The 23139-nt window shown below is 61.1% G+C and carries 17 protein-coding genes and 3 pseudogenes; 3 read left to right on the forward strand and 17 right to left on the reverse strand.

Annotated elements, in window-relative coordinates; translation table 11 throughout:
* Window positions 1–549: 549 nt before the first annotated feature.
* The 3 genes and pseudogenes from NKJ18_RS24845 to NKJ18_RS24855 all read right to left on the reverse strand — a co-directional run.
* A pseudogene (locus tag NKJ18_RS24845) lies at window positions 550–900 on the reverse strand (transposase); the annotation flags it as partial.
* 155 nt (window positions 901–1055) lie between these two features.
* Window positions 1056–4526, reverse strand: coding sequence for an ATP-binding protein (locus NKJ18_RS24850; RefSeq protein WP_352760110.1), 3471 nt, complete (start codon window positions 4524–4526; stop codon window positions 1056–1058).
* Window positions 4523–5781, reverse strand: a pseudogene (locus NKJ18_RS24855) (metallophosphoesterase family protein). The gene NKJ18_RS24850 and the pseudogene NKJ18_RS24855 overlap by 4 nt, the downstream one beginning before the upstream one ends.
* Window positions 5782–6229: 448 nt before the next feature.
* On the opposite strand from NKJ18_RS24855, the gene NKJ18_RS24860 reads away from it, so the two are divergent.
* Window positions 6230–7891, forward strand: a complete 1662-nt coding sequence (locus NKJ18_RS24860; protein WP_031245470.1) for an AAA family ATPase — start codon at window positions 6230–6232, stop codon at window positions 7889–7891.
* Window positions 7892–7926: 35 nt separating this feature from the next.
* Window positions 7927–8823 (forward strand): hypothetical protein, encoded by an 897-nt coding sequence (locus tag NKJ18_RS24865; protein ID WP_023750609.1) that lies wholly within the window; start codon window positions 7927–7929, stop codon window positions 8821–8823.
* 283 nt (window positions 8824–9106) lie between these two features.
* Here the strand turns inward: NKJ18_RS24865 and NKJ18_RS24870 are convergent, their stop codons facing one another.
* Complete coding sequence (locus NKJ18_RS24870) at window positions 9107–9436, reverse strand: hypothetical protein (protein WP_023750607.1); 330 nt, start codon at window positions 9434–9436, stop codon at window positions 9107–9109.
* Between the two features lie 80 nt (window positions 9437–9516).
* Here NKJ18_RS24870 and NKJ18_RS24875 point away from each other — a divergent pair.
* Window positions 9517–9615 (forward strand): annotated as a pseudogene (locus tag NKJ18_RS24875) (MucR family transcriptional regulator); the annotation flags it as partial.
* Window positions 9616–9720: 105 nt separating this feature from the next.
* Here NKJ18_RS24875 and NKJ18_RS24880 read toward each other — a convergent pair.
* The 13 genes from NKJ18_RS24880 to NKJ18_RS24940 all read right to left on the reverse strand — a co-directional run bounded on the left by NKJ18_RS24880 (window position 9721) and on the right by NKJ18_RS24940 (window position 23138).
* Window positions 9721–9999, reverse strand: coding sequence for a DUF2274 domain-containing protein (locus tag NKJ18_RS24880; protein WP_023689356.1), 279 nt, complete (start codon window positions 9997–9999; stop codon window positions 9721–9723).
* Window positions 10000–10012: 13 nt separating this feature from the next.
* A complete protein-coding gene (locus tag NKJ18_RS24885; RefSeq protein ID WP_023729046.1) occupies window positions 10013–11230 on the reverse strand; it encodes a TraB/TrbI/VirB10 family type IV secretion system protein in 1218 nt (405 codons plus the stop codon).
* 10 nt (window positions 11231–11240) lie between these two features.
* Window positions 11241–12269, reverse strand: a complete 1029-nt coding sequence (gene trbG / locus NKJ18_RS24890; protein ID WP_031245469.1) for a P-type conjugative transfer protein TrbG — start codon at window positions 12267–12269, stop codon at window positions 11241–11243.
* Entirely contained in the window at window positions 12259–12990 is a 732-nt protein-coding gene (gene trbF, locus NKJ18_RS24895; protein WP_023685994.1) for a conjugal transfer protein TrbF, read from the reverse strand. The genes trbG and trbF overlap by 11 nt, the downstream gene beginning before the upstream one ends.
* The gene (gene trbL / locus NKJ18_RS24900; RefSeq protein WP_023689359.1) at window positions 12991–14310 is read right to left on the reverse strand and encodes a P-type conjugative transfer protein TrbL; all 1320 of its coding nucleotides are present in this window, start codon (window positions 14308–14310) and stop codon (window positions 12991–12993) included.
* A gap of 36 nt (window positions 14311–14346) precedes the next feature.
* Window positions 14347–15072, reverse strand: a complete 726-nt coding sequence (trbJ, locus tag NKJ18_RS24905) for a P-type conjugative transfer protein TrbJ (protein WP_352760115.1) — start codon at window positions 15070–15072, stop codon at window positions 14347–14349.
* Window positions 15069–17519 (reverse strand): conjugal transfer protein TrbE, encoded by a 2451-nt coding sequence (gene trbE / locus NKJ18_RS24910; protein WP_023685499.1) that lies wholly within the window; start codon window positions 17517–17519, stop codon window positions 15069–15071. Before trbE ends, trbJ begins: the two co-directional genes overlap by 4 nt.
* Window positions 17513–17785 (reverse strand): VirB3 family type IV secretion system protein, encoded by a 273-nt coding sequence (locus NKJ18_RS24915; protein ID WP_023685500.1) that lies wholly within the window; start codon window positions 17783–17785, stop codon window positions 17513–17515. Before NKJ18_RS24915 ends, trbE begins: the two co-directional genes overlap by 7 nt.
* Complete coding sequence (locus NKJ18_RS24920) at window positions 17785–18093, reverse strand: TrbC/VirB2 family type IV secretion system protein (protein ID WP_023669260.1); 309 nt, start codon at window positions 18091–18093, stop codon at window positions 17785–17787. Before NKJ18_RS24920 ends, NKJ18_RS24915 begins: the two co-directional genes overlap by 1 nt.
* An 11-nt stretch (window positions 18094–18104) precedes the next feature.
* Window positions 18105–19073 (reverse strand): P-type conjugative transfer ATPase TrbB, encoded by a 969-nt coding sequence (trbB, locus tag NKJ18_RS24925; RefSeq protein ID WP_023750604.1) that lies wholly within the window; start codon window positions 19071–19073, stop codon window positions 18105–18107.
* Entirely contained in the window at window positions 19070–19483 is a 414-nt protein-coding gene (locus NKJ18_RS24930) for a hypothetical protein (protein WP_023750603.1), read from the reverse strand. Before NKJ18_RS24930 ends, trbB begins: the two co-directional genes overlap by 4 nt.
* A 118-nt stretch (window positions 19484–19601) precedes the next feature.
* Window positions 19602–21632 carry a conjugal transfer protein TraG gene (locus NKJ18_RS24935; RefSeq protein WP_023750602.1) on the reverse strand — a complete coding sequence of 677 codons (2031 nt, stop codon included), beginning with the start codon at window positions 21630–21632 and terminating at the stop codon, window positions 19602–19604.
* A gap of 411 nt (window positions 21633–22043) precedes the next feature.
* Complete coding sequence (locus NKJ18_RS24940; RefSeq protein WP_023750601.1) at window positions 22044–23138, reverse strand: hypothetical protein; 1095 nt, start codon at window positions 23136–23138, stop codon at window positions 22044–22046.
* Between the last annotated feature and the right edge of the window lies 1 nt (window position 23139).

A 23139-nucleotide genomic window follows, 5' to 3' on the forward strand; every position in this document is an offset into this window, starting at 1 on the left:
TCACGCCCTTTGAATACATCTGCAAAATCTGGACAAAAGAGCCCGAACGATTCAGGCTCGATCCAACCCATCAAACCTTGGGACTAAACACCTAGGGTGAGGTAGCGCAACGTTTGAACTGCTTGCCTTGAATATTGGGGAGTACACCGGCACTTGATACAGAAAACTACCTGAAGCCACCCAATGACGACCACCGCTGACGGCTTCGAACCAATGACTGCTTTCGGGAGACCGCCATGCTGACCCGAACGACCGATAATGGGAAGGGTTTCGGGTGCCGTCGGGCGTACGAAAGCCTCTCATGCAGGAACCCGCGCGCCACAGTCGACGTCTATGGGGATTTCGATTTGCAGCTGATGTCGGCGATGGCGCGACCGCCGTCGGGAAGCTCTGGGGTGAATGCGGACAGCCGCTTCGTTGCGCCTCCGCGCGGTATTGTCGGGACGGTGGGCGGCTGGGCGCGGCTCTGTCGGAGTCGATAATCACCCGCGTCGATCCGTTGCCGGAGGCTGAGGGCCTGCGACTGAAGTCTGGACCATGCCATGCGGGTCATGGAGCGGTCTCCCGGTTCGTCGCGGTTGCGTCCGGCGGACCGCGTGGCTGTCTCCAGCGTTCGAACACCTCGACGACGATCATGCGTCCGCCGCAGCACGGGCATGACGGACGGAAGTCGTCCGGTTCGTCGGAATCGCCAAGGTCAGGCGGCGCGGCGACGTCCAGGAGTTCGCGGCGCGGGCGAGGCTATCCTTGCGGGCGGAGCCGGCGAGCAGGCCGTAGTGACGGATGCGGTGGAACCCACGCGGCAGGACATGGAGCAGGAAGCGGCGGATGAACTCGTCCGTCGCAAGCGTCATAACCTGCTGCCGGTCGACGCCGTCGCGACCGGTAGTCCTTGTAGCGGCCATCTCAGAAGGAGGCGGCCCTCCCGCGCAGCGGGTTCGTGCATTGGGCGCGAAGCGGACGCGAAGGCCGGCGCTTGGAATGTCGATTAGACTAGCTAAGGTAAAACATCGAACGGCACGGTATGTCAGCAACGCATCAAATAAAGTCCAATCTCATCCGAGATTATGAATCGCTACGCCAGGCACAACAGTCTTGGCGATCTCGCACAGGTGCTGATGATGCGTGAGGTAGATTACCTGACCGGCACTCGCCATCTCTCCAAACAACCGGAAAACCTCCTCTGACCGGAAATGGTCGAAGGTTTCCATGATGTCGTCGGCAATGAAGGGCACGGAGGGCCGAAACTGAGCGAACTCGTAATAGCCTGCAAGCCGCAGGGCCAGATAAAGCTGAAAACGCGCGCCCTTCGACAGCGCGTCCGCGACCTTGGACTGCCCGTCGCGCTGTAATGCGATGAGCACTTCGCCACCCTTGACCGGTTGGGTTGTCAGGCCTGAGTACTGGCCGCGCGTCATAAGCGCGAAAGCGTCGGATGCCCGCGCCATCATTCCGGATCGATGGCGCTCCCGATAGACGCGCAAAGCGTTCCCGGCGGCCATGACGCCCAATTTCAGCTCGATGTAGCGGATGGCCTTTTCTTGGATCTCCAGAAGGACGGTGCGTCGTTCGGCATCTATGCGGGCAACAGCGCTGTCGCCGCCGATATCATCCAGCTTGTCGGCCGCTCGCGTCTGCCGAATGAGTTGTTGCTGTATCGCTTCGTCAAGATCCCGAAGCCGTTGCTCGGCCTCAGCCTTCTCGATTGCGAGACTGTCGAGATCGACAGCATCCAATATCGAACGCGCCTGCTCGAACCCTTCCACCGCGAGTTCGGACGATACCTGCTCCTCAAGTTCGGCGACGGCTGTGCGCACGCGATCCCTGTTGCGCAGGACTTCGTCGCGTTGCACGACGTCCGCCAGCGTGGCCACGCCAAAGACGCTCAGAACCTCGCTCTTGCGGCGCTCATGTGCCGAAATCTCCCCATCGAGGATCTCACGCGCTTCCTGCAGGCGCTGCAGGTCGTTGACGAGATTTGCCTTCGCCTCGCGCGTACGATCGGCACGCTCCAGGCGCTCGGCAAGCCGGATCGCTAGCTGTTCCGGTTCTTCGTTGTCCACCACGTCGCCCGCCTCGGCTGCAACGGCATTGACCTCGACCAGGAAATTTTCTCTGTCCGCCTCCATCTTCTCGATGCGGAGCTGCATGGCGTGCCGGTCTTGAAGACTCTTGGACAGTTCAGCCAATTGATCGAGGACGCTGCCGACGCCGGCCGCCGATATGCCGCTCTCGAGCCAGGTGCCCTTGAGCGCTTCGGCAACGCCGGCCAGCCATTCGTCCTCACGTCGCTCTGAAACGTCGACGGCTCGCCGCCTGGCGGCCAGATCCTCGTGCCGTGTGCTAACCGTTTTGAGCGTCTCGGTATGCTCGGCGTCCACCTTGAATTGCCTGTCAAGGAACAATTCTGCCACGGCCATGACCGTCTCAAGGCTGTCACCAGGATTCGAACCGACGCCGACGCTCGCCAGCGCACCGCTCAACTCCAGCCGTATTCGCCCTTCCTCATCAACTGCCCGCTCGGCCTTCTTGCGCGAAAGCTCGATCTCCTCCCAGGCCGCGAGCGCATCGAGGCGAGCAGCAATCCGATCCTCGATCAGTTCGATCAGCCGTTCGGGGGATGTTTCCGGGATTACTCCAAGCAGGTCTCTTGCGGCTGTGCGCATTTCCAAGAGCACCGCGTTCCGATCTGAGCCGTTGCGTTCAAGTTGGTCGCGCGCATGCGCGATGGTGGCAGCGGTTTCAGCGAGGCTGCGGCTTGCCGTGCGAATCTCAACGAGCTCCCGTGCGTTGGCCAGACGGCCTGCTCCGACACTGTCATCTCGAGCCAGTGCTGCCGCGAACTCGTCCGCCGTGTCCCCAGTGAGGTCATCGCGATGCCGTGCCCAGGCCTCTTCCCGGGCGCGACGAATGACGGCGGCGGATTCATCGTCGCTGACATCGACCGAGGAGCGAAGGGCATCCAGCCGCACCGAAAGCAAGTCGTGATTGTCCTGGTGCTCGGCAAGACGTTCGGAAACGACGCCCCTGCTCTTTCCGAGCTCTGCTGCAAGCGCCTTCCATGCGCCAAGCTGTCCAGCATTCGGAATGGCGACCCTGGCCAATGCCTGAGCATCTCCCGACCAGGGATGCAAGCGCGCGATCGCGGCCTCCCATCGGATTGCGCCGGCATCCACGGCCTCGCGTGCCGCCTTGATTTCCCTCAAGTGCCCACTCGCCCTTGCCGTTGACACAGCCGAGGCCAGTCTTGCCCTGGCAGGCTCGGGCACGGCCCGTTCTTCGCCAACCCGCTCGCGTGCCGCCTGAAGCGCATCAGCGGCTGCCGCAGCCTCGTCGCGCGCGACGCGCACGCTAGTAACGATCCCGGATCGCTGCTCGACCATGGTGCGGACAGCCCCGATGGTTGCAGCAGGCAAGAGCAGTCTGGCAGGTTCTGGCTCGCAGGATCGTCCGAGGGTAGCAAGGCAGCTCGTCACGGCATTGTTGAGGATCTGCAGCTCGGTCCTGCGACTTGGCAGGTCCAGACCGGCCGAGACGTAGCGCACCTTGCGGTCGGCCAGACCGCGAACCCGTTCGGAAATCGCCAGGATCACCGCGTCCACATCGACCGAGGCGATTTTGGTCGTCACCCGCTCGAGCTCGTCCACACTCGCAGATAGCCGTGTTCTCAGACTGGCGTCGGTCTCGATCATGTCGGCGACGCTGCCCGTCCAGGTTCGTGACGGTGAAGCGATCTCAGGCAAGTCAGCCAGTTGGGCTTCCTTACGTCGGATATCGGCAAGGATCGGGATCGCGCGTAGATACTTCGCGATGGTATCGAGCCGAGCCGACAGCACCGACCGTTCGGCGATGCTGCGGTCGTATTTTTCTGTCGCGTCGAGACGCTCGGCTTCAAGGCTCTCATAAGTCGACGCCAAGGTGTCGATCGCGTCCTTACCGGCCTTCAGTTCCGCAAGCCGCTTCTTGAGCAGCGCAAGCTCGGTCCCGTGTGCCTGCTTGCGATAGAGCCTGTCCGCTTCGGCCTCGAGTACGCTCAATGTATCACTTGCGTGCCCGAGGCCGGCGCTGGCCGTAAACAGCAGCTTGCCCAGGTCGCCGCGGGATTCCAGGATTGATTTTCCACCTGCTTCCAGCGTTTCGTCGTCCAGCGAGAACATGGTCTCGTATGCGTCGCGAGACAGCCCCGCGAGATGTGCTGATATCGCCATTTCGCTGACCGGTTGGCCCGTCTCGTTCAGCAATGAGTTGGTGCGCTGTTTCGTGCGTGTGAACGAGTGCTCCGCGCCGCCGAGTTCGACCACACCGCCGATGCGCATTGCGCTGTACTCGTGCAGGAAATTGTAGCGGCTGCGTTCCTCGATTCCGAACAGCAGGTCGAGATACCCGGAAAGCGCCGTCGATTTGCCGGCCTCGTTCAGGCCGAAGACAATATGCAGGTCGGGTCCGGATTCCGGTTTTTGCCCGAAGTCGATCGTCCTGTCGGTGAACTTGCCGTAACGGATGAGATCAAGTCGCCGGAGCCTCATTGTGATCCACCGGCCTTGAGGCGGGCGGTGACCAGGTCGGCGCCGTTGGCAAGCATCCTATCGAGGAACAACTCCAGCCCAGCCTCATCCTTTCCGGCGAAATCTCGCCCGTCGGGCGGAAGATCCGCGATCACCTTCTGGACCAACGCCCTCGCCTCGGCACGGAAAGCTTCTGAGCTGGCATCGGCGCGCATGGATTGAGCGAGTTCGAAAATCGGATCAGCGACGCCCTCCGATGTTTCGCCCGCGGATGGAGAGACATTGAGCTCGAGCTTCTCCACCCAGGTGTCCCCCGTGTGTTCCGCGACCTGCTCGGCTTCTGCGAGCAGCAGGTCGCGGTCACGTATCAGCGCCCAGGATAAGGGTGACGCCCCGGTCAAACCGAGACGGACCACAAGATGACGGGATCTGACGGAGGCACGCACATCTTCGAGCGCGGAGCGCAGCCGCCCGACGACTTCGGACCATTCCACCGTTCCGGTCAGGTCGACGCTCAACCGCTCGAACTGCGCGATACTGGTCAGCCTTTCCTCGATCTCGACGGTGCGATCGTCTCGTATCGTCACCAGGGTGACGGATTTCTCGCCGGCCTCGTTGATGTCCCTGCCCTGTGGAATTCCTGGCATCACCACGGTGCTCGCCCCGGCGTGGACTTGGCGGACATGGATGTGCCCAAGCGCCCAGTAGTCGAAGCCATGGCCATGAAGGTCAGCGACGCTGCAGGGAGCGTAGACGTCGTGGCCCGGCGATCCGGCCAGGCTCGTATGCATGATGCCGACATTGACCGTACCTTCACGCGGAGCTGAATACTTGGGAAGCAGACTGTCCGGCGCCTTGGGGCTGGCAAAGCTCAAGCCATGGACGCAATGTCGAGCCCGCCGGCTGTCTGCAGCACTGACTGGGGACGGCCGCCGAAGATCGTGACCGTGTCCGGGAACACCAACTGCTTCGATATCCGCGACATGGCGTCATGATTGCCACGGATCTTGAAAACCTTGATGCCGGCCTGGTGAAGTCGTGTCATCTGTGACGCTAGGAACCGCGCCGTTTTCATCGAGGTCTGATCGCCGTCATAGAGATCGCCGGCAATGACCAGGGTATCGACAAATTCCGCAAGGCAGAGATCCACGATCGAGACAAACGCCTGACGGCTGGCGTCTCCGACGAGTTCGGCAAGGTCGGTGTTTCGCATCGCCAGCGAACGCAGCGGCGAGTCGAGATGAATGTCGGCCGTGTGTACGAATCGAAATGCCATTGCGCGGTCTCCGATCAGAAACATACCGATGTTCGATCGTGGTCCGATAGAAGAATTTCAAGGTACGCTGTATTGGCTTTCTATCGCGCTGGATGGAGTTGAAACTGGCCGAGCTTGGCGTCCGGCCACAACGGGTGACGGTATCGTTGCCTGCTCCACCACATCATTGCCGAGCGTGGGTTCACGCCGCTCGGCTTTCGTTGATGGTCAGTCATGCTTTCGACCGCTCGACCGAAGCCGTTCTTGCATGCCTGCGAGCGACGCCAGTTCGAGCACGATGTGCCAAGGGGAGAAACCTGAGGCTTAGGTTCATGCGTCACAAAAACCACAGTCGGCATGTACTGGACGTTCAAGTGTTGGATACAAGAAATAGTAGCGCCTGATCCGGTTGGATATTGACTTTATGCCCGATTACTTATCGGAGTGACGGCTGATCGGGGGAGACAAATTGACAGTTCAGGACGTGCAGGCGGCCCCGCCCTCTCAGGTGACGGTTTGGGATGAGCTGGAGATTTGGGCGAAGGATTTCTCGCCCTGGCAAAAGCTGACACTTGCTTGGGCGGTGCGCTATGGCGTTCTTACTGCTGAGCAGATCGGGCAGGTCTATAGTGTCTTCCTGCATGGATTCGGACTGGCGGACGAACCAAGTCCAAAGCTCGAGATTCCGGCAACAATAACCGGCAAAGCGAGCGGGCTCGCCTCCCAAAAACCCCGGCTCTTGCGAATTCATGACGTCAGCGGCGTAAATGCGCTGACCCCATCTGCCGAGCTGGCTTTTTCGCCCCAACTGACGCTCATCTATGGTGGAAATGGTGCTGGAAAAAGCGGCTTTGCGCGCATCCTGACGAATGTGTGTTTCAGCAGAACTCGGCACGCGATCATTCCCGACATTTATGACGACACCGCTCCAAGAAAAGCCTCGGCCACCATTGTCTTGGTCGATCACGCTGGCAACGAAATCCCACTCGTCTTCGATGGAACGACGGAGCATGCCGAGCTGAAGAGGTCTTTTGCAGTTTTCGACAGTTCGGTGGCGGGAAAGCATTTGTCGGACTCAGGACCTCTTGGCTTCAAGCCGGCAGGTTTTGACGTATTTCCCGAGATGGCGAGGGTGTATGGTCTGTTGGCTCAGAAGCTGGCCGCCGCCATCGATGTGCGACCAAAGCAAAATCGCTTCGTAAATGCTTTCATCGGAAACGTAACGGCCGCTTCGGCGGCGGTTGCTGCACTGGGGCCAAAGACCGACCTGGTGGCTCTACGGAAGCTAGCCGAGTACGGCAAGGACGAAGATGCCCGACTTGAGGAAATCCAGCGTTTGACGTTGGAATTGCAGTCCACCTCGCCGGAGGAGAGCATTCGACGGCTCACGGAAGCGCGTATGCCGGTCGAGGTTCTGCGTGACACGTTAAGGCAGGTACGCGCAGGTCTTTCGCAGACTGAGCGGGATGGGGCAAAAAGCCTACTTAGGGAATTCAACGACACTGCCAAGAAAGTAGCGGCAACCGGTACGGCATCGTTCAAGTCGGAAAAGCTGAAGGGTGCCGGTGGGCCGGAATGGGAAAAACTCATTACAGCCGCTTACAAGTCGGCTGCCGTTGAACACGATCATTATCCAAACGACGGTGACAGTTGTTTGCTTTGCCAGCAGCCGTTAGGCGACCAGGCCGTTGAACTCTTCGGGCGATATTGGGAATTCCTCACCAGTACGGACCGAACGGCGCTGATGGCCTTGGACACCCAGATCAAGGCCAAGATCAAAGGTTTCGAGAGCCTAACCCTCGATGTTTTCGGCGAAGACACGGTTGCGCGAACATATCTCAAGGCTGCGCATCCCTCGCTCGATGAGCAGATTCTTCAGCTCCTTGCCATCCTCAAGCTTGACCGGGATGCCATCGTTGTAGCCTTGCAAAAGGCAGGAGAGACATTTCCAGGCGACGGCACCATGGATTTGACGCCAGCATTTGAGGCTGTGATTACAAAGATTGACGCGGATATAGCAGATTTGAAGCTTCTCAGTGTCGCGGATGCCATCGCCAAGCTCGACGCAGAGAGGGTGGAGCTTCGTCATCGCGAAGTTCTAAGCAAGAATCTCGATGACATCGAAAAATAGGGTGTGAGGTCGCTGAATCTAAGGCCAAGCCGGCTTTGAGCCCCCGCCGCCTCACCGACAAAGAGGGGGAACTGTTTTCAAGGGTCATTGCAGAAACCTACAGATCGCGACTCGGACAAGAGTGCTCCGGACTCGAATGTGCCATCCCGGTTGAGTTTCGCACCAAGGGCCAAAAGGGGCAAACGATCCGCTCGCTTGCCATCAAGGAATTCGCTTTGGATCAAATCCTGAGTGAGGGTGAGCAAAGGGCCGTTGCCTTGGCGGACTTTCTGACTGAGGCCGCTCTCAATGAGCTCAATGCCGGGCTAATTTTTGATGATCCGGTAAATTCCCAGGACCATCAGCGCAAGAAACGTATCGCTGGCCGGCTGGTTGAGGAGGCAAAGAGCCGGCAGGTCATAATATTCACACACGATCTCTTATTTTTCACCAAGGTTTGCGGCGCAGCGGAAAGAGCCCAGATCGAACCAATGATGCACTGGGTTCAAAGAGGCGCCAACGATAAACCTGGATTCGTCAGCCTTAACGACGCCCCAATTTCCACGCCCCAGTATCTCAAAACCAAGCTGGCGGAAGAAACGTTGGCCCAAGCGCAACAGCTCCTCGGCTCGGCTCGGGTAGATCTGGTGCGCAAGGGCGCCGGGCAGCTACGGCGCACAATCGAGGAAGTGGTGCCGCACCTGTTGCTCAAGCAAGTTGTGAGACGTTGGGACGACCGCATCATGGTGATAGCACTTCGTCGCGTCATGTGGGATCAGATCCTGATCGAAGAAATCTTCGAAGTATTCGAGATGTGTTCGGCCATGATGGAAGGCCATAGCCATACGGAGGCCGGCACAGAAGCTCCTCCGACCATCGAAAAGCTGGGGCAGCTTGTCGAGCGCGCCAAAGCGATCATCACCAAGGCGAAACCGGATAAGCCTAAGAACTAGAAATTACAACGGAATGGGCGCGAACGGGTTCGCGCCTGGTGTCGAGCCGCTGACTGGCGAGAGCGGATGGACCATGCGCTCGGACGACCAGACGAGAACCTCCTTTCGACCAAACGGCCAGTTGCTCCTGCTTGTGCTCCGGCAAATGATCGATGCTGGTTTTCATTTGATCAAGTCTGGTGAGCGCAGGTGCGAGTCGACGTGCCCGTTATAACAGGCTCGGACATGTGCGAAAGGCTGCCAGAGGCGAGTGCGGGCAACCGGTCCCCGCGGTCATGCGACTTCATGCGTCGTATGATTTCCCAGCGCGTTGGCCGCGATCAAGGGGCAAGTCCTTGGCGCTGATTCTTTCCACCATTGTGACCAATGTCATCAAGTGATCGCTCAGGAACGTGTCGAACTTGGCCAATGCGGGCTGTGCTAGTCGTGCAGCAAGTTCTTGCCCGTCTGGTGCCGGCGAGCCAGCTATATCCTGCAGTGCTTCCATAACCTTCGCTGCCTCGCATTCCTGAAGCTCAATGGCATGCCCGCAATGCGATGCTTTGAACTCGCGGGCCAGCAATGCCAGGGTTAGGGTCTGCAGCTTCCTGGTTCCGACCCAGGGGAAAATCACGACCCCCTCTCCATGCGCAATGGTTGAACTGGCCTGCTGCCGGTTTCGTGGACACCGAGATAAGGTGCCTGGCGAAGGTCTATCCCATGGTCGCTCCGAACTATTCGGCCGCCCGATCAGCGCTGGCAAAATCGTTAGGTTTGGGAAGGAAGGCTGCTCCGGCCAAGAAACCTTCCTAAAGCGTAAAGCGAAAGCCTGACTCAAATTGTGCGAAACGCTCGCTGGGACCGGCGGCAACGCGGTCAGGATCAAGAACCTAGCGTGCTCCAAAACGACACCAAGCGCTAACCGTTGTCCAGTGTGGAAGATGATTGCCTTCGTGGTTTCTCCGACGCGCCGGCGCCCGGCAGACCTTCCTTTCTGGCCTTGGCAAACGCCCGGTCGCCTTCCAGGAACCCGACCAGCATAAAGGGGATCAGTTCCGCCACCGTTTCGGACTCGCCATAGGTCTCACGGTAAAGTGCGGCATAGTCGTTGAGTGCTTGGCTCAAATCGGCGCCAACGGTGATGGTGATCTTCGAAGGTGTCCGGTCCGGAAGTTTTCCGAGTTTCAGGTTAGCCATGAAGTCCTCCTGTTCACCCCGTGTATGGCCGCAACACGAGGTCCTTGTGCACGATGACGCGCAACGGCCAACCAGGGCGCACGGTGATCGTGGGTTGGACGTTCAGGTTCTTTTCAGTGATCCGTTGGCCCGCTTGACTGACGTTCTGCTGGGTGGATTCACGAATTGCCTTGACCAAGTCGCTTTCATTTTCCCCAAAGCTCAACTCGGTACCAACCCCCAGCAATGTGGCTACCGCGACGCCCTTGATCAACTGCCAAGTATGGAAATCCACCTTGTCCTCGAGCCCGGCATAGCCGGCCGCGTCGGTCACGGGCAGATTGTCGATTTCGGTAGAGGAGCCGTCCGGCATCACGATGCGTTGCCACACCAACAGAGCGCGCCTTTGCCCAAAGGCTACAACGCTGTCGTAGGTGCCGATCAGCCGTGAGCCCTGCGGGATGAGCAGGATGCTGCCGGTGACGCTGTCGTGCACATTCTCGGTGATCTGGGCGACGACAAGGCCGGGCAGATCGGAATTGATGCCGGTGATCAGGCTTGCAGCGATCACGCTACCGGCCATGATCTGATAGGGCGAAGCCGGCGTCTGCAGTGCATGCGGGTTGTAGATCCCGCCGGTGTTCCGTTGATCGATGAAATCGAGCTTGCGCTGTTGATTGTTCTGGTCGCCCTCGGCCGGCGCGACGGAAGCTCGCTGGCCTTCGGTATCTGGCTGCGGAGACGCCGTCTCGAAAGGCGAACGTCCGCCCTGCCCATTGCCAAAAGCTTCCGTCTGCTGGGGCCGGTTTTCGATGCGGAAGAGGACTTGCGACTCGCGCGCCTCAATCGCTTGTTGTGCAAGCCGCTGCGCCTCGGCGGAAACGTCTTGCCCAGGTGCGATGCCAAGCTGGCGCTGGTGCTCGAGAATAGGACGGCCGAGATCCCCGGGCAGCGGCGGTCCAAGCACCGGAGCCTTCGGCTTGCTCCCGGAATAGTCCTTGGGCAGCGATTCAAGTCCCTCGGCGGTCGGGTTGCGGTCGGTGCTGTAAAGCTCTTCAGCCTGCTGCTTCAGGCGCAGTGCCGGCCCCTGCAGCGCCATCATCGTGACGCCAAAGATGGTGGCGGAGCCAACAGCTGCGATCGCGACGATTATGCCGCGCTTGAAGCGCACGGCCCGGCGCGGTGAGGCCCGCAGCTGCAGCTGTTCGGGATCGAGTTTGGGCGGAACATTGGGGCGGGACGTGTCGGTCATGAGCCTCCCCTCACCTGCCAAAACGCGAAAAGAGCGATATCCGCCGCGGCAGTTGCCGTCCGTCGGTCCTGGTGATGCGCACCACCTGCTGCTGCTTGGCGCCGAGACGGAGTTCAGCCGCGGCAAAGAGGCGCTCGACGATGTAGTAGTTGCCGTGCATCCGATAGTTGACGAGCTGGTTGTCCCCGTCAGCACCGACGATGAAGAGCGGTGGCGCCTCGCCCTGATCAATGCGCTTCGGGAACTCTATGTAGACCTTGCTGCCATCATCGAAGGCGCGCGTCGGTCTCCACGGCGGCGTGTCGCCGGTGATCGAATAGCGGAAGCGGATGTTTTCGAGTGCTACGTTCGAGGCCGCGGGCATTTCAGCCTCTGCCTGAGCGTTGCGCCGCCGAAGCGCCACGAGTTGGTCTTCGCTGTAAATCCAGGAGAGCGCCGCCATGGCAGTTTTCTCAGTGCTTTGAAGCTGCAGGTGATAGGATCGCCTGTCCGTCGTGATGACCAGATTGGTGGCAAGCCCCGGCGCGAATGGCTTCACCAGCACATGAGTGCGCTGGTCATCGCCTGAGCCACTAACGGTGTCACCGATCACCCAACGGACCGTATCGCCGGCTGAGACCGAGGTCAGCTTCTCGCCCCGCTGCAATGAGATATCGGTGACGCGCTCCGGCGCGGCGTAGAGCTGGTAGAGCGCGCCGTCGGCAAAGGGGTAAACCTGCACCGCATTGACATAGCCAAACTTGGTGGGTTGTTGCGTCGCCGCCTTGTTGGCATCGGCGACCTGTTCTTCCGGCGAGCGCTTATCTGGGGCGGGCTTGCCGGGTGCGGGCATCAACTGACCAGGCAACGGTAACGGTTTCGGCACTTCCACGACCTTGACCGGCTTCTCCGGCGCCTTCTCGATCGCGGCTGGTTTGAAGTCCTCGTGGTCATAGGAAATCTGAGGCGGCGGCACTGGCTTCGAGGCACAGGCCGAAAGAACCGCAACAGACGCCGACAGGATCAAGGCAGCACGAAGCAATGGGGCTCTATTTGTCATTGGCGGGCTCCTTAGGGGAAACGGGGGTTGGCGCGGCGCTGTCGAGCTCGCGCGACCAGTCGATGGCGTTGATGAAGACGCCGAGCGGGTTCTTGCGCAGCTGCTCGGTTGTCCTAGGCGGGCGGATGAGGATGGTGAGGATCCCGATCCAGCGCGTCGTGCTGGCGAGGCTGCCGCGCTCGAACACCTGCTCGGTCCATTTGACCTGGAACGAGCTGTCGGAAGCCCTGACCACGCTGGTCACCTGTACTGACACGCTGCGCGTGCCGATTTGGCCGAAAGGGTCGTTCGCCTTGGCATATTCGTTGAGGAAGAGCGCCGCTCGGTCGGTGGCAAAGTCGTAGGCCGACAGCCAATTCTGCCGCACCAGAACCGCATCGGTGGAAACCGAACGAACATTCTGGATGAAGCGGCTGAGATGCCAGGCGATCTGGGCATCGTCGGGCTGGTAGTTTTGGACTGCCGGCCCGACCGCGTGCGCCTCGCCAAAGCGGTCGACCTCGACGACATAAGGCACGACGCGGCCCTGCATCGACTGCCACAGAAGCCCACCGGAAAGCCCCGTCGTCAGAGCCAGGCAGCCAAAGGCCATGAAGCGCCAGTTCTTGGCCTGGACGCGCGCCGTGCCGATGCGCTCATCCCAGAGTTGGCTGGCCTTCTGGTAGGGTGTTACGGGTTCGGGCGTCTTTCCATAACGCTGAACGGGTCGCTTGAAGAGCATCTAGTCTTCCTTGTCATTGAGGGAGGGATTGGCGCCGCTTCCGCCCCGATCTCCATCGCGCACCGCCTGCGTGGCAGCATTGCGATGGGCGCGTGCGGTCTGTTCGGAACGCAGACGCCTTGCCCAGGCAGGCGCGGCCGCGGGAGCTACAACTGGAGAGCTTCCGCTCATCGAGCTGGTCGGCATGCCGCCGGTCATCCAGCCGGCATCGCGACCGGCGTCGGCACTACGGCGGAATGGTTCTGCTGCGGATCGCATTCCCCGCATCGCGGCGCCGCTAGCGGCACTCGCAACCCCCTGCAGCCCAGCAGCTACCCCGGACAGCCCGGACTCGGGCGATGTCGCGCGCCCCGTTTGCCAGGCGACGGTGGCAGCGGACCCCATGGCGGCGCCGGCACGGACTGCGGCGAGGCCGCCGCCTGTTGCCATGCGCGCGCCGGCAAACGCAGCGCCTCCGGCAACGAGCGTTGATCCAGCTGCGGCCGCCGTTGTTCCAAGTGCCGCGCCGGCGCCAAGCTGCGGCGCGCCGGAAACGAGACCCGAGGCAATCCCGGGGCCGAAAATGCCGAGCCCAAGCAGCGCCAGCGCACCCAGCACCTGAGACATGGCCGCCGCCAGGTCCGGCTCCTGGCCCTGCAGGGCGGAAGCGAACTCGCCAAAGAGCGTGGAGCCGATGCCGACGATGACGGCAAGCACCATCACCTTGATGCCCGACGAAATCACATTGCCGAGCACGCGCTCGGCCAGAAACGCCGAACGGTTCCAGAGCGCGAAGGGCACCAGGACGAAGCCGGCCAGCGTGGTGAGCTTGAACTCGAGGATGGTGATGAAGAGCTGGATGGAAAGAATGAAGAAGGCGATGAGGACCAGGAACCAGGCCAGAAGCAGCACGAAGATGGTGAGCGCGTTACCGAAGATCTCGGGGAAGCCTACTAGCTGGCTCGCTTGATTGAGGAGCGGCCAGGCGCCCTCGAAGCCGGCCGCGGCAATGCGGCCTGGCCGCAGGAGACTGTCGGCGGACAGGTTGCCGGCCGATGCGTTGATGCCGAGACCGGCAAAGGAGCGGTAAATTATGTCGGCGAGGTTCTTGAAATTGTTCAGGACGAAGGCGAAGGCGCCGACATAGAGCACTTTGCGAACAAGCCGGCCGAGAATGTTGGGCTCGCCGCCGAACGCCCAGACCAAGCCCGCGAGCGTGATGTCAATGCCGATCAGAATGGTGGTGAGAAAGGCGACGTCGCCCGAAAGCAGACCGAACCCACTGTCAATGTAGCGGGTAAAGGTCTCCATGAAGCGATCGATGACTCCGAGGTCGTTCATGTCGCCGCCTTCCTCGTTGTCTTGAAGAACTGCCGCTCAGTTGCCGGGATAAGCCGTGCCGGTGCCCAGGAAACGCTTCGTCGTCTCGCGAGCGGCTTCCTCAGACTGCGCTTTGCGCGCCGCATCCTCGGCTTCGGCCCGGAACTGGGTCGCAAGCAGCGTCTGGATCTGCATCTGCTGCTTGGTCGAAAGCGCGATCAGCTGATTGGTAGCCTGGCTTGCCTCGAGGGCACCTGCCGCGCCCTGACTGTGATTGACGAGATCGGTAAGCAGGTCGCCATCGGCCTGCACGTTCTCGACGATCTGCGACTGCGCGCTCATGGTCTGGCGGAACGCCTGCATGGCGCTCTGCCAGCGCTCGCGCGCGGCGCTCGCCACATCGCTGACCTTGATGGTGGCGTCGTAGCTTTCCGGATATTGCTGGCGCCACTGGTCCTGCAGCTTGTCGAGATCGAAGCTCAGGCCGCTCGCCTGGGTCATCAGACCGTCAATCCGTTGGAGCGAGCCGGTAAGCTGGCCCACGGAAGAGAAATCCAGGCGCTGAAGGTTGCGCGCCATGTTCTGCAGCATGGTCGCCTGGTTCTGAAGCGACTGGATTTGGTTGTTGATCTGCTCCAATGCGCGTGCTGCCGACAGCACATTCTGCGTATAGTTGGACGGGTCAAACACGATGAGCGCATAGGCCGGCTGGACGTAGTCAGCCATCGGTTTGGCAATCAGGGAAACGGTGACCAGGCTAGTAAAAAGGCGGCGTCCGATCATGACGATTGCTCCTTGTTAGGTTGAGGAAATTGCTGGAGAAGCTCGGCAGCCCAATCCAGGCCGCGCGCACTGAAGAAACGGGCGGCAAAGCTGCCCTGCCCTTCTTCGGAAAGAATATTGTCGATCAGGGTCTGCGCGGCCGGGTCGGAGGCGCCGCAAAGCGCAAGAGCGATCGGGCCTAGCCCGAGCTCGAAGAGGCGATTGCCGCGGCGCGACTGCAGATAGTAGTGGCGCTTCGGCGTGGCGCGGGCGACCAATTCGATCTGTCGCTCATTAAGACCGAAGCGCTCATAGGCTGCCCGTGCCTGCGGCTCCACCGCACGATCATTGGGGAGAAAAATGCGCTGCGGGCAGCTCTCGATGATTGCGGGTGCGATAGAAGAGCCGGCGATGTCGGCAAGCGACTGCGTCGCGAAGATGACGGAGACGTTTTTCTTACGCAGCACCTTAAGCCATTCGCGGATGCGGGCGGCAAAGAGCGGGTTGTCGAGATAGACCCAGGCCTCGTCGAGCATGAGCAGCGTCGGCCGCCCGTCAAACCGGTCCTCAAGACGATGGAACAGATAGGTGAGCACAGGCAGCACAGCGCCTTGGCTGTGCATCAGCTCCTGGGTTTCGAAACACTGCACATCCGAGATGGCCAGCCGGTCGTCATCGGCATCGAGCAGTCGGCCGAATGGTCCGTCGAGCGTGTAGGGCATCAATGCCGATTTGAGCGCATTGGACTGAAGCAGGACCGACAGGCCAGTCAGCGTGCGTTCCTGCGCCGGCGCGGTGGCGAGGCTGGTGAGCGCCGACCAGATTGCCTCCTTCACCTCCGGGGTGACGGTGACATTCTCGTGGGCAATGAGGCCGGCGATCCATTCGGCCGCCCAGCTCTGTGTGGCCGGGTCGTCGATGTGGCGCAGCGGCTGGAAACCAAGCGCACCATTCGCACCCAACGCATGGTGGTCGCCGCCCATGGCAAGCGCGGCGGCGCGGGCCGAATTGCCTTTGTCGAAGACATAGATTTGCGCGCCAGCGTAGCGCCGGAACTGCAAAGCGATCAGGGCAAGCAGAACCGACTTGCCGGCACCGGTCGGCCCGACAATCAGCATGTGGCCGACATCGCCGATATGGGTCGAAAGCCGAAACGGCGTCGAGCCGCTGGTTTCGGCGAAAAGAAGCGGCGGAGCGTGATCGCCGGTGACCTCGGCAAGGTGCTCGTTCTCCGCTGGACCTGCCCACACGGACGACAGCGGCACGAGATGGGCAAGGTTAAGCGTGTGAACGAGCGGCTGGCGAACGTTGGCGTAGACATGACCCGGCAATGAACCAAGCCACGCTTCGACGGCATTGATGCTTTCGCGAATGGTGGTGAAGCCGAGCCCGTTGACGATCCGCTCGACGGCGCGAAGCTTTTCCGCGGCGGCTTTACGGTTCTGATCCCACACCGTCACCGTTGTGGTGAGATAGCCGAAGCCGACATGATCGCCGCCCAATGCCTGCAGTGCTGCATCGGCATCGAGCGCCTTGTTGTCGGCGTCGCTGTCGACGAGAGGCACCGGTTCGTTGGTCACCACCTCGCGCAGAATAGCCGCGATCGATTTGCGCTTGGCAAACCACTGCCGCCGGAGCCGAGTCAGCGTCTTCGTGGCTTCCGCCTTGTCGAGTGGAATGAAGCGCGTCACCCAGCGATAGGCGAAATCCTGGTTATTGAGCGCATCAAGGATTCCTGGCCGGGTGACGTTCGGAAAGCCGAGAACTGTGAGCGTGCGCAGATGCTGCTCGCCCAGCATCGGCTCTAGGCCGCCGGTCAGCGGCGCGTCAACCAGGACGCCGTCGAGATACATTGGCGTTTCCGGCACGGCGACCGGATGACGGCGTGTCGAGATCGTGCCGTGCAGGTACGTCAGGGTCTCGGCATCGTCGAGCGCGCGCACCTCGGGCACGAAGCCCGAAAGAAGATCGAGAACGCGGTCAGTCTCGTCTCGGAACCGGGCAAGCTCCTGGCGCCAGTCTCTTTCCCCTCCCAAGTCATGCGAGTCGACGAGAGCACTTTCCGCGCGCGCTTGGCCATCGGGCCCAGGCATGAAGACCAAGGTCAGATGATAGATGCTCTCGAAATGCGCGACCTTGCCCTCGAAGGCCGCGCGCCGTTCCTCATCGATCAGCCATGAGGCAGCATCGGGAAGGGCCGAGCTCGCATAGCCCAGCGCTTCGATGCGCTCGGCCTCGAAGAATAATGCCCAGCCAGAGCCGAGCCTTCTCAGCGCATTGTTTGCCCGCGCGCATATGCCGATGAGTTCGGCCTCCGTCGCGCTTTCAAGGTCGGGGCCACGAAACCGCAATGTCCGTTGGAAGCTGCCATCCTTGTTGAGCACGATGCCGGGCGCGACGAGTGCTGCCCAGGGCAGATGGTCGGCAAGCCGGTCGGCTTTGCCGCGGTATTCGGAAAGCTTCAGCATGCAAGCCAGCCCTTTTGACGAAGATGACGGACAAGCACGCTGGCAAAATCCGGATCACGCCGTGCGGCAAAGACCGCGAGCGTGTGGCCGGCGATCCAGAGGATCAGACCGGCAATCCACTGCTGCAGGCCTAGGCCGATGGCCGCGGCCACCGTGCCATTGAGGATCGCCACCGCCCGCGGCGCGCCGCCGAGCAGGATCGGCTCGGTGAGCGCCCGATGGACCAGAACCTCGAAGCCTTCGATATGCTGCTCTTCGGTGCTCATCAGACGACTGCCCCGCCGCCAAAGGAGAAGAAGGAAAGAAAGAAGCTCGAGGCCGCGAAGGCGATCGACAGGCCGAAGACGATCTGGATCAGCCGGCGGAAACCGCCCGCCGTGTCGCCGAAGGCAAGGGTCAGACCGGTGGTGATGATGATGATCACCGCGAGGATCTTGGCGACCGGCCCCTGCACCGATTCCAGAATCTGCTGCAGCGGCTGTTCCCACGGCATGCCGGAGCCGGCAGCGTGGGCCTGGGCCGTGAGAAGAAGCGCGACGGCGGCGAACGAAAGAAAGCGAAGCTTCTTGCGCATGAGGTGACCTTTCAGAGCTGCTGGAGTTGCGGAAGTGTGAGCGGGGTGACGGCGTAATCGCCGCTGCCGTCGAGACCCGTGACCTCGGCGATCGCGTCAACGCGGCGCGCGGGTCCTCTTCCGGCAACAAAGATGACCAAGTCGACGGCATCGGCGATCAGCCGGCGGGGAACGGTGACAACGGCTTCCTGGGCGAGCTGCTCAATACGATAGAGTGCGGAGCGTGCCGAATTGGCGTGAACCGTGGCAATGCCGCCGGGATGTCCGGTGTTCCATGCCTTCAGCAAATCGAGCGCTTCCGCGCCTCTGACTTCGCCGACGATGATGCGGTCGGGCCTCAGCCGTAAGGTCGAGCGTACGAGATCGGCGAGTGTGATGGAGCCCCGCCTCGTCCTCATGGCAACGCAGTCCTTGGCCGCGCATTGCAGCTCGCGGGTGTCCTCAATCAGGATCACCCGCTCATCGCATTCGGCGACTTCTGCCAGTAGAGCATTGGTAAGTGTCGTTTTGCCCGACGATGTGCCGCCGGCGACCAGGATGTTGCGCCGCTCGCGCACTGCCTTCCTCAGGGCATCAGCCTGCAGCGGGAGCATGACGCGATCGGCGACGTAGTTGGCCAGCGTGTAGAGTTTTGCCGCCGGTTTGCGGATGGCGAAGCATGGCGCCAGCACGACCGGCGGTAGCAGACCCTCGAAGCGCTCGCCTGATGGCAATTCGGCACTGACAATCGGACTATCTGCATGCGCCTCGGCGCGTACATGGGAGGCGACGAGCCGGATGATGCGTTCCGCCTCGGCAGGATGCATATGCACGCCTGTATCGACCCGGCCTTCTCCCAACCGGTCGAGCCTCAGCGCGCCGTCGGGGTTGACCATCACCTCGATGACGGTCGGATCGGCAAGGGCCTCGGTGATCGCGGCGCCCATGGCTGTGCGCAGCATGGCTCGGCGGCGGTGGTCCGCTGCGGGATGAGAGTTCATCCTTCGCCTCCGTTGCCATTGCCGTAACCAAGCGAGCGCTTCCCGGAGGCTATCTGGCGACCGACCTGCTCGACGAATTTGTCAAAGCGCTCTTGGGCGATCGCCTGTGTCGCCCGATCCGGAATTGGCGTGTGCGCATGAAGCGTGATTGAAAAGCGGATTAAGAGCGCCAGGCTCTCCAGAGTTATTTCGGCGTCGCGCCTGACATGGTCGAGATCGCGGGAAAGACGGTCCAGCCGCTTGCCGTAGCGCTGGTCGAGCTCGTTTTCACCACGCCGTTCGATGAAGGCCTCGACCGCTTTCGCGACGATCGCCGATTTTGTGGTCGACGGGTTGCTACTGAGGGTTTCCAGCTTCGCGCTTAACGCGGGTTCGAGCAGAAACTGGTGGCGAATGCGATGCGGCTTCATGGGGCTCGTTCCGACTGGCCGGCCTGATGCGCCGGCGGCGGCAACGAACATCGTCGAGATCCGCAAAATCGCTTATGGGCGTTATCTACGCTGAGCTACGCCTGAGCTGCGAAAGCGCTTAGAAGCCGGGGATGATGTCCTTGTCGTCGCCCCTTCCCTCGTTGATACCGTAGGCGCTGGCTGCGGTGGAAACCCGGTCCATGACGCGCTTGTCTGCGAGTGCCTCGGCGTCATCGTCCGCCAGATTGAAGAGGTCGTCTTGATCAGGCTCCTGAGAGACGACGACGTGTTCTTCAGGCAGGCCTGGATGACGCTGCTGTTGCACGCCGCCCTCTTCTTCGATTGCCTCGCCGGCGTTTTCGTCATCGGCAGCGAGACGGCGGTCAACACTGCGGACTAGTCCGCTCCAATCGTCGGGGCGCGACGCAGGACAGTCCGCGTACAGACCGTCGCGCAACACCGGCGCCGGCAGCACCCGTTCGGTGAAATTCGGATCCTGATAATAACGCAACTTCTGGGCGCGGATCGGCGGCAACCCCGAAACAAGGATTAATTCGTCAGCTTGCGGCAACTGCAGCACCTCGCCAGGCGTCAGCAGCGGGCGAGCGGTCTCCTGGCGACTGACCATGACGTGCGAGAGCCAGGGCGCCAGCCGGTGGCCGGCGTAGTTGCGCATGGACCTGAGTTCCGTCGCCGTACCGAGCGCATCCGAGATGCGTTTGGCCGTGCGCTCGTCGTTGGAGGAAAAGGCAATGCGCACATGGCAATTGTCGAGAATGGCGTTGTTCTCGCCATAGGCTTTGGAGATCTGGTTCAAGGATTGCGCGATCAGATAGGCGCGGATGCCGTAACCCGCCATGAAGGCGAGCGCGGTCTCGAAGAAGTCGAGGCGGCCAAGAGCCGGAAATTCGTCCAGCATCATTAGCAGTTGGTACTTGCGGCTCTTCTTCGGGTCACCTTCCAGCCGCTCCGTCAGTCGCCTGCCGATCTGATTGAGCACCAGTCGCACCAGTGGCTTGGTGCGCGAGATATCCGATGGCGGCACCACTAGATAGAGCGACATCGGTCGTTCCGCATCCATGAGGTCGGCAATGCGCCAGTCGCAGGCCGATGTTGCCGCGGCCACGGTCGGATCACGATAGAGACCGAGAAACGACATGGCGGTCGAGAGAACGCCTGAGCGCTCGTTCTCTGATTTGTTAAGCACCTCGCGAGCCGCCGAGGCCACGACGGGATGGACCCGAGGTTTGTCCGCCGTGCCGAGGTGGTTGGTGGTCATCATCCGCAGCAGTGTCGTGGCAAACGAGCGTTGCGGATCCGACAGGAAAGTGGCGACGCGGGCGAGCGTCTTTTCTTCTTCGGCGTAGAGCACGTGCAAGATGGCCCCGACCAAGAGTGAATGACTAGTCTTCTCCCAATGATTCCGCCGCTCCAGCGCGCCTTCCGGATCGACGAGAATGTCGGCGATGTTCTGAACGTCGCGGACCTCATCTGAGCCCCTGCGCACTTCCAGCAGCGGGTTGTACCGCGCCGACCTTGGATCAGTCGGGTTGAACAAAAGGGAGTACGAGAACATCGACCGCCAGCCGGAGGTCAGCTGCCAGTTCTCGCCCTTGATGTCGTGAATGACGGCCGAGCCGGTCCAGGAAAGAAGAGTTGGAACGACCAATCCGACGCCCTTGCCCGAACGTGTCGGCGCAAAGGCCATGACGTGTTCCGGCCCGTCATGGCGCAGATAGTGATCCTTCAGTTTGCCAAGGAAAACGCCGGTCGGCTGAAACAGGCCTGCCTTCTCGATTTCCCGAACCGCGGCCCATCGTGAGGAACCATAGGTGGTGACCAGCCCCCTCTGCCGCGCACGCCAGAGGGAGCCAGCGATGGCGGCCGCGCAGCCCATGAAGCCTGTGGTGGCCGCGAGCATCCCGGCCGTGTCGAAGACCTCGGGCGCGTATGCGTCGAAATGGAACCACCACTCGAACAGTTGCCACGGCTTGTAGATCGGCCATCCGGCTGCGACAAACCATGGGGGTCCGAGTTGCGGCTGATAATCTAAAGTTTGGGCGCACCATTGAGTCGCTGTCCATACGCCGAGAATGACGATGGCGAACACAACGACTATCTGACCGACAAGGAGCTTCGTCGGTGTCATGGGCGCAGCCTCCGAGTTTTGTTAAACGGAAGCAGGATGGCGTGACGTTTCAGAATATTGAAGATACCCAATATACGCGCCCGTGCGATGCAGTGAACGTTGCAGGCTTAGAAGATTGGGGGCGCCAAGAAATGTCATCGCGGAGGCACGAGCGAATGACTTGTATTAGGCCGACTGCGGTCCGTCCGGTTTCGGCCGCGATTGGATAGAAAGCTGCCTATAAGGAACCGACGCCCTTTCGGCCGCTCGTAAATAGCGAAACCCCGATAATGGTCATTGCCCATAATAATATCAATTCGCTTCGCTGCGCATTCGCAGCGATTTCGGGCTCCACTCCGAGGCGCCAAATCGCGGCGGAACCGACACTGTGGAGATTATACCTCGGGCGCGGCAGCCTTCGGGACGAGCGCTTTACGCCCCTTCCTCGGCCGCGGCCGTTGTCTGCGCCCGTGCAGCGCGCTCCACCATCTCGCGCGTAACCACTTTGTTGTGATCCCGCTCACGGTAGAGACACGCATACTCGGAGTCGTCGACATCACCCGGGCCATAGTCATGGTAGTCGAGATGACGCCAACCCTGTTCCGTGAGGTCCATGCCGTACTCTACGCCGACAAATCCGCTCAAGGGCACGATATAACTCCTTACGAAGGGAACGTCCTCGTATGTCCGCTTGATGAACTGCGCGCCGGGCGTGTTTTCGATAAACCATGGTTGCCGGCCGAACCCGCCAAACTGCAGTTGGATGATGCGGCCGAGCGTTATCAATGCCGATAGAGCGTCCTCCCGCATTGTGGAGTAGGTCGCGGGATTAAAGTGGACCGAGCGGTTGCGCAGCGTCGCGAGCTCCATGAAAGCTATCCCCACATCAGGCAAGAGCACGCCCCAGTCTTCCAGCACGCGTACGGCGAACCGCCAGTCATCGAAAGACTCGCTGCGATAGACACCGCGGTAGTGCGGCGACGCTTTGTAGTAATCCCGAAGGTCCAGGATGAGGTGGTTCAGGATGCGCTCGCCGAGGGCGCACGCAGCGACCAAGGCTGGGAAGTAGAGCCCTGATACAAAGGCGCGGCGCGCCTGTTCATGCATCAGGTTATGATAACTGACGATGGAGAACGCCTTTGCGCCAAGGTCCTTAGTGTCCTGGATCACTTGCGCATGGCGGCGTTCGCCGTACTCAGCCTTGAGCCTCTTAATCGCCTTGTTGCGGTTCTCGATATGGAGCGCCTTCACTTTCTCCTCCCAGTGCTCGCTCGGATCGTCGAGACTCAACGGAGTGGAGTCGAAATCATAGGCAAACGGGTGATACCGCCGCCGCCCACGGTCTCGCAAGGATTCGTGCCCCTCATGTTCGTAGAGGCCGCGCGCCAGGTCGGCGACCGTGATGAACCCTTCTGATACAGTGCTCTCCGCGTGGCCGTTGCTCTCGGTCTCAGCGGCTTCCCGGCGCTTGGGCGCCACCTGCACAGGCTTTTTATCTTCGACAGCAGTCGGCTCTTGGTCGGCCATG

The organism is Mesorhizobium sp. M0217 (assembly GCF_040321955.1).
Taxonomy (GTDB): domain Bacteria; phylum Pseudomonadota; class Alphaproteobacteria; order Rhizobiales; family Rhizobiaceae; genus Mesorhizobium.

What these genes read in the sequence shown, in the direction of transcription:
- NKJ18_RS24850 (WP_352760110.1), bottom strand. Translation starts at nt 4,526, where the DNA reads ATGAGGCTCCGGCGACTTGATCTCATCCGTTACGGCAAGTTCACCGAC.
- NKJ18_RS24880 (WP_023689356.1), bottom strand. Translation starts at nt 9,999, where the DNA reads ATGGCTAACCTGAAACTCGGAAAACTTCCGGACCGGACACCTTCGAAG.
- NKJ18_RS24885 (WP_023729046.1), bottom strand. Translation starts at nt 11,230, where the DNA reads ATGACCGACACGTCCCGCCCCAATGTTCCGCCCAAACTCGATCCCGAA.
- trbG (WP_031245469.1), bottom strand. Translation starts at nt 12,269, where the DNA reads ATGACAAATAGAGCCCCATTGCTTCGTGCTGCCTTGATCCTGTCGGCG.
- trbF (WP_023685994.1), bottom strand. Translation starts at nt 12,990, where the DNA reads ATGCTCTTCAAGCGACCCGTTCAGCGTTATGGAAAGACGCCCGAACCC.
- trbL (WP_023689359.1), bottom strand. Translation starts at nt 14,310, where the DNA reads ATGAACGACCTCGGAGTCATCGATCGCTTCATGGAGACCTTTACCCGC.
- trbJ (WP_352760115.1), bottom strand. Translation starts at nt 15,072, where the DNA reads ATGATCGGACGCCGCCTTTTTACTAGCCTGGTCACCGTTTCCCTGATT.
- trbE (WP_023685499.1), bottom strand. Translation starts at nt 17,519, where the DNA reads ATGCTGAAGCTTTCCGAATACCGCGGCAAAGCCGACCGGCTTGCCGAC.
- NKJ18_RS24915 (WP_023685500.1), bottom strand. Translation starts at nt 17,785, where the DNA reads ATGAGCACCGAAGAGCAGCATATCGAAGGCTTCGAGGTTCTGGTCCAT.
- NKJ18_RS24920 (WP_023669260.1), bottom strand. Translation starts at nt 18,093, where the DNA reads ATGCGCAAGAAGCTTCGCTTTCTTTCGTTCGCCGCCGTCGCGCTTCTT.
- trbB (WP_023750604.1), bottom strand. Translation starts at nt 19,073, where the DNA reads ATGAACTCTCATCCCGCAGCGGACCACCGCCGCCGAGCCATGCTGCGC.
- NKJ18_RS24930 (WP_023750603.1), bottom strand. Translation starts at nt 19,483, where the DNA reads ATGAAGCCGCATCGCATTCGCCACCAGTTTCTGCTCGAACCCGCGTTA.
- NKJ18_RS24935 (WP_023750602.1), bottom strand. Translation starts at nt 21,632, where the DNA reads ATGACACCGACGAAGCTCCTTGTCGGTCAGATAGTCGTTGTGTTCGCC.
- NKJ18_RS24940 (WP_023750601.1), bottom strand. Translation starts at nt 23,138, where the DNA reads ATGGCCGACCAAGAGCCGACTGCTGTCGAAGATAAAAAGCCTGTGCAG.